The 2,222-nt window shown below is 41.2% G+C and carries 1 protein-coding gene and 2 pseudogenes; all 3 read right to left on the minus strand.

What is annotated here, in order from left to right; translation table 11 throughout:
• Nucleotides 1–160: 160 nt before the first annotated feature.
• Nucleotides 161–883: pseudogene (locus WBG83_RS22220) on the minus strand (phosphohydrolase); the annotation flags it as partial.
• Between the two features lie 77 nt (nucleotides 884–960).
• Nucleotides 961–1,890: a CAP domain-containing protein gene (locus WBG83_RS22225; RefSeq protein ID WP_336747571.1), complete on the minus strand. Its 930-nt coding sequence runs from the start codon at nucleotides 1,888–1,890 to the stop codon at nucleotides 961–963.
• Between the two features lie 42 nt (nucleotides 1,891–1,932).
• A pseudogene (locus WBG83_RS22700) lies at nucleotides 1,933–2,160 on the minus strand (copper amine oxidase N-terminal domain-containing protein); the annotation flags it as partial.
• Nucleotides 2,161–2,222: the final 62 nt, after the last annotated feature.

Below are 2,222 nucleotides of genomic sequence, written 5' to 3' on the forward strand. Positions count from 1 at the left end.
CGAAAATGGACAGGACGGGTGCAGAATTGGGGTCAGATTCTGCTACAATTGACCGTGTGTTATCCAGACCGCGTACAATTAACTGTGGCTGAGTTGGACTACCCCACGCGCCTAGGTTATGGTGAGACAGTATCATATGCTGTAACAGTATTAATCTTTGGTCCTCAAGGTCGTATCCGTAGTGCAGAGCTGCTTCAATAGTCCACCCATAAACCAACACAATGTGCCCTATCAGTTTTCCTTTGAAGGTGTACTCCTGAGTGATACCCAACTGGTGACGCATCTCTTCCGGCTTAGCAATGTCATGAAGGATTAAACCACCGAACAGCAAATCCTTATCTATAACTGGTCTCTGCTTACAGATAAAATCTGCAATTTGTAGCATCCTGTTAATGTGATAAGCAAGACCACCTAGGTAGTTATGGTGATTTTCTTTTGCTGCTGGAGCATCGGCAAGTGTCTTACCTATCTTCTTAAGACAGTAGTTAACCACATTTCTTATGTAGTAATCACTGATCTTAGCAGCTGCAGTAAAGATGGATTCTACAAGTATGGCTGGGTCTACTGGAGCTTTCTTAACAAAGTCAGTTAGATCTAGGCCATCAGGTGGGTAAGCTAGCTGTACACCACTAGCAACAATCTGCTTAGAGCCTTTAAAGGTTCCAACCTTACCGTGAATCTCAACGAGTGTAAGTGGCTCTAGCAATCTCTTCTGCTCCATAGTTACATTCCAAAACTTAACGAAGATTTCTGATCCTTCTTGATCTCTAATCATAAGATCTAGGTATTCAGCTGGTCTCGCACCATTGGAAAGTCCCGGAGTAACAGTCTTAATCAGAGCAATAATTTTGGCAACTGAACCAACTTTGAGTTCTGAAATCATGTTCAACTTTTCATTTACCTCCTCCCATCCAACCTTATATACAAAGAAGATGGGAGTGCATGCGCACTCCCGGTGGTTTATTCCATTGCAAACAGCTTAACAGTGTACTTGATGGTGGCAGGTGTACCGTCTGTCTTAGTAAGACCAGTTATTTCGATTTGGAACTCATCACCTGCGTTAGGTGCTTTCAGGAACTCAGCCTTGTCCTTAGGGAAGAAAGCAATAACCGCACCTTCACCACGATTCTCAACATTAACGTAAAATCCATCAGTCTTACCATATACCAAGTTACGTGTACTTCCATCCAAGAGATTAGTCACTGCTACTCCAACTTTTGTCCAATCAACTGGTTGATATTTATCAGGATTCAAGGAAACGCTAAAATTCACCCCAGGAGCTAGCCAATCTACAGGAAAATAACCCTTACTAGGCCAAGCTATATAATCATAATTGTAAGAATTATTTTTAGTTGTCCCGAAATTTGTTATCAGCTTTGCTTTAACATTTGTATTAGTAGGATTAGTTCCGTCAATATTTAGGCTGCTGTAACCAATTCCTAATTTATTTACTACAGGAGCCAGCAAGTTTCGGCGATGTCCTAATGTAGTTACGCCTTGATCCATGAACATCAATTTTAGTCCGTCTAATAATTCTGTTCGATTACTGTTTTCTCTAGTTGGAGCAAGATTGCCTTTTGCTGCTGCCAACCCCTTTTGATAAAAACTATCACTCATATCTACTGGCTTGATTGGATTATGAGTAAATTGATTACCTGCTTCAAAAATTGTCATGGCATGCATAGCAGAATCATTTAATTCTGGATCTAACGAAATTACAGGAACACCAGCCATTTCTCTGGCAAAATTAACTATATTAATACCATCTTGAAGGAACCCATCGGCCAACTTACCAGCTGCATAAGGAGCAGTATAAGAAGGTTGTTCAACAAAACGGTCACCAGTAAAAGTTGGTGCATACTTTTTGTTCAGAGCAATCACACTCTTCATGGTAGTACCTTCGATCTCACGGTCCTTAGCAATGTATACTTGACGCTCGGATACAATCCAAGCTACATGCATATCAAGAGATTCACTTACGTAACGCAAAGGAATCATGGTGCTGTCGTTAATGATTTGAGGAGCAACCTCCAACTGGGAAGCCACACCATTAAGCTTAGCGATGTCACTACCGATAGTAAGTTCAACGATAGTATCTCCTTTTGTTCCAGTAACAGTGCGAGTTTCGTCGTCCCACTGAATCTCAGGGGAGTGTAAAATAAAAGCTGGAACCTTTGAAAACGATGGAGATGGGACATACTAAACCTATCAACAATCGAATT

Origin of the sequence: Paenibacillus sp. y28 (genome assembly GCF_037137075.1) — a bacterium.
Lineage (GTDB): Bacteria > Bacillota > Bacilli > Paenibacillales > NBRC-103111 > JBBBNV01.

Excerpts from the sequence above, each read along its gene's own strand:
- WBG83_RS22225 (WP_336747571.1), bottom strand. The coding sequence starts at position 1,890 with ATGAAGAGTGTGATTGCTCTGAACAAAAAGTATGCACCAACTTTTACT.